The sequence below is a fragment of the Leisingera sp. F5 genome (genome assembly GCF_001593695.1).
This window is the reverse complement of sequence record NZ_LUKH01000269.1, coordinates 1-3,176: the sequence shown is the minus strand read 5'-3', so window position 1 is coordinate 3,176 and position 3,176 is coordinate 1. Positions and strand designations below refer to the sequence as shown.

4 protein-coding genes and 2 pseudogenes are annotated in these 3,176 nt (G+C 61.3%); all 6 read right to left on the bottom strand.

Going from position 1 to position 3,176, the window contains the following annotated elements:
- The coding region (locus tag A2I95_RS28665; protein WP_291735374.1) for a histidine kinase dimerization/phospho-acceptor domain-containing protein at positions 1 to 498 on the bottom strand (498 nt) is incomplete at its 3' end.
- Positions 499 to 568: 70 nt separating this feature from the next.
- Positions 569 to 1,090 carry a gamma carbonic anhydrase family protein gene (locus A2I95_RS28660; RefSeq protein ID WP_291735372.1) on the bottom strand — a complete coding sequence of 174 codons (522 nt, stop codon included), beginning with the start codon at positions 1,088 to 1,090 and terminating at the stop codon, positions 569 to 571.
- Positions 1,087 to 1,728 carry a guanylate kinase gene (gene gmk / locus A2I95_RS28655; protein WP_027258935.1) on the bottom strand — a complete coding sequence of 214 codons (642 nt, stop codon included), beginning with the start codon at positions 1,726 to 1,728 and terminating at the stop codon, positions 1,087 to 1,089. Before gmk (A2I95_RS28655) ends, A2I95_RS28660 begins: the two co-directional genes overlap by 4 nt.
- A gap of 16 nt (positions 1,729 to 1,744) precedes the next feature.
- Positions 1,745 to 2,323 (bottom strand): annotated as a pseudogene (locus tag A2I95_RS28650) (YicC family protein); the annotation flags it as partial.
- Between the two features lie 5 nt (positions 2,324 to 2,328).
- A pseudogene (locus A2I95_RS28645) lies at positions 2,329 to 2,517 on the bottom strand (gamma carbonic anhydrase family protein); the annotation flags it as partial.
- On the bottom strand, positions 2,514 to 3,155 hold the full coding sequence (gmk, locus tag A2I95_RS28640; RefSeq protein WP_259992218.1) for a guanylate kinase: 642 nt from the start codon (positions 3,153 to 3,155) through the stop codon (positions 2,514 to 2,516). The gene gmk (A2I95_RS28640) and the pseudogene A2I95_RS28645, both read right to left, overlap by 4 nt.
- Between the last annotated feature and the right edge of the window lie 21 nt (positions 3,156 to 3,176).

Here is a 3,176-nt window from a genome sequence, read left to right as displayed (position 1 = left end):
GGCCTCACCCTCCATAATCGTCAGGAAACGGTCCCGGGCAGCGGCATCATCTTTGGCCGGGCCGCGCAGGGTTTCGATAAAGCCGATCAAAGCCGTCAGCGGCGTGCGCAGCTCATGGCTGACATTGGCCACAAAATCGCGGCGCATCTGGCTGGCTTGCTCACGTTCGGTAATGTCATCAAAACAAACCAGGGCCGCGCCGCCGCCAACAGCGCCAATGCCAGGGACATATCGCAGGGTGACCGTGTAAGCAGTGTCTTGGGCGCCGTCGTTGGACAGGTGCCGCGCGGTTCGCGATTCCTTGTCGTTCAGGCAGGCCTCGATGGCTGTGGCAACGCTGGGCTGGCGCAGGATGGTGGCGAAGTGGCGGCCCCTGATCCCCTGCCCCAGCAGCGCCTCGGCGCCGCTGTTCACAGCGATGAAACGTTCGGTCTGGTCCACCATCACGGCAGGCAGCGGGATCGCCGCCAGAAACCCGTCAATCTGATCGGTCGTCATCTGTACCCCGCGGTTACATTCCCAGCCTGTCTAGCGCCGCTGTGTAAAGTTGATGTGGCAGCCGGCCCGATTACAGCGGTTTCAGCTCTGCCCGGAAGCGGCGCATGTTGTCCTGATAGAGCTGCGCACTTTGGGTGAGCTTTTCGGCAAGCGCGGCGTCCACCTCGCGCACCACCTTGCCGGGACTGCCCATCACCAGCGAGTTGTCGGGGATTTCCTTGTTCTCGGTGATCAGCGCGCCGGCGCCGATCAGACAGTTCTTGCCGATCTTCGCGCCATTCAGGATGGTGGCGCCCATGCCAACCAGAGTGTTTTCGCCAATGGTGCAGCCATGCAGCATCGCCTTGTGGCCGATAGTGCAGTTATTGCCGATGGTCAGCGGATAGCCCGCATCAATATGCATCACCACGTTTTCCTGAACATTGGTGCCTTCACCAATACGGATTTCCTCGTGGTCAGCGCGGATGGTGACGCCGAACCAGACCGAGGCGCCTGCCTCCATCACCACCTTGCCGATCAGGTTGGCATCAGGGGCAACCCAGGTGTCTTCGTGGATCCGGGGCTGGTGATCTCCGAGTGCAAACAACGTCATGACTGTTCCTCAAATTGAGTTTGCAGATTGCGGACGTGGTCCTGCAGCCGGGGCTGCTGGATACGGCGCATCCGCTCGGCCTCGACGATGGTTTTCAGCCGCGCCTCTGTCTCGTCCAGGTCGTCGTTGACCAGCACGTAATCATAGTAGCCCCAGTGGCTGATCTCGTCCCAGCTTTTCTGCATCCGCTTGGCGATCACCTCGTCGCTGTCCTGCGCTCGGGTTTCCAAGCGGCGGCGCAGTTCCGGGATTGAGGGCGGAAGGATGAAGATCGACAGCGCGTGCTTGCCCAGATCGGAATTGCGGATCTGGATTTCGCCCTGCCAGTCGACATCGAACAGAACGTCCTGACCGGCCTCAATGGTGTCCTTTACCGGGCCTGCGGGCGAGCCGTAGAAATTGCCGAAGACGTGGGCGTGCTCCAGCATTCCGCCCTCGGCCACTTTCTGGCGGAACTCGTCCTCGGACATAAAGTAATACTCGCGGCCGTGCTCCTCGCCCGGACGCGGGGCGCGGGTGGTGGCGGAGACCGAGAACTTGAGCCCCGGATCCCAGGCCATCAGGCGGCGCGCCAGGGTGGATTTGCCGGCGCCCGAAGGCGATGAGAGGATGATCAAAAGGCCGCGGCGGTCCGCCATCTGGGCACTCCTTTTCTTATTCTATGTTCTGCACCTGCTCGCGCATCTGGTCGATCACGGTTTTCAGCTCAAGCCCGACCGCCGTCAAGGCGCTGTGCTGCGCTTTTGAACACAGCGTGTTGGCCTCGCGGTTGAACTCCTGCATCAGGAAGTCGAATTTACGGCCCACCGCGCCGCCCTTGGCCAGAAGATCGCGGGCAGCAGTCACATGGGCGCCAAGACGGTCGAGCTCTTCTGTCACATCCGCCTTGACCGCGATCAGGGCCAGCTCCTGGGCCACGCGGTCCGGATCAGCGCCATCGGCATTGTCCATGACGCGCGCCAGGTTGGTCTTAAGCGTCTCCGCCATTTTCAACTTACGCTCTTCGGCACGCTCCCCGGCCCGGGCCGTCAGCGCGGCGACCTGCTCCAGCTGACTGTTAAGGATTTGGGCAAGTGCGGCGCCCTCGGCTTCGCGCATTTGCACGAATTCCGCCACAAGGGTTTCCAATTCCTTGCTGAGTGCCTTGACCAGCGGTGCCGGATCATCGTCCCCCGCGGACTGTTCCAGCACCCCCTTGAACGTGAGAACCTCGGCGGCTGAAGCCGGGCGGATTTCCTCACCACGTTTTCCTGCACGTTGGTGCCTTCGCAGATGCGGATTTCCTCGTGGTCGGCGCGAATGGTGACACCGAACCAGACCGAAGCGCCCGCCTCCATCACCACCTTGCCGATCAGGTTGGCATCCGGGGCGACCCAGGTGTCTTCGTGAAGCTGCGGCTGGTAATCCCCGAGTGCATACAAGGTCATGACTGTTCCTCGAACTGGGTTTGCAGGGTGCGGACATGATCCTGCAACCTGGGCTGCTGAATGCGGCGCATCCGCTCGGCCTCGACAATGGTTTTCAGCCGGGCCTCGGTCTCGTCCAGATCATCGTTAACCAGCACGTAATCATAATAGCCCCAGTGGCTGATCTCATCCCAGCTTTTCAGCATTCGCTTGGAAATCACATCCTCGCTGTCCTGAGCACGGGTTTCCAGACGGCGGCGCAGCTCGGTGATCGAGGGCGGCAGGATAAAGATCGACAGCGCGTGTTTGCCCAGGTCTGAATTGCGGATCTGGATTTCACCCTGCCAATCGACGTCGAACAGCACGTCCTGACCGGATTCTATGGTGTCTTTCACCGGGCCTGCGGGGGAGCCGTAGAAGTTACCGAACACATGGGCGTGTTCCAGCATGCCGCCTTCGGCCACCTTCTGCCGGAAGTCGTCTTCGGAAGTGAAATAATATTCGCGGCCGTGCTCCTCACCCGGACGCGGGGCGCGGGTGGTGGCGGAGACCGAGAATTTGAGGCCCGGGTCCCAAGCCATCAGGCGGCGGGCCAAAGTGGATTTACCGGCACCCGAAGGCGATGAGAGGATGATCAAAAGGCCGCGGCGGTCCGCCATCTGGGCACTCCTTTTCTTATT

What these genes read in the sequence shown, in the direction of transcription:
- gmk (WP_259992218.1), bottom strand. Translation starts at nt 3,155, where the DNA reads ATGGCGGACCGCCGCGGCCTTTTGATCATCCTCTCATCGCCTTCGGGT.
- A2I95_RS28660 (WP_291735372.1), bottom strand. Translation starts at nt 1,090, where the DNA reads ATGACGTTGTTTGCACTCGGAGATCACCAGCCCCGGATCCACGAAGAC.
- gmk (WP_027258935.1), bottom strand. Translation starts at nt 1,728, where the DNA reads ATGGCGGACCGCCGCGGCCTTTTGATCATCCTCTCATCGCCTTCGGGC.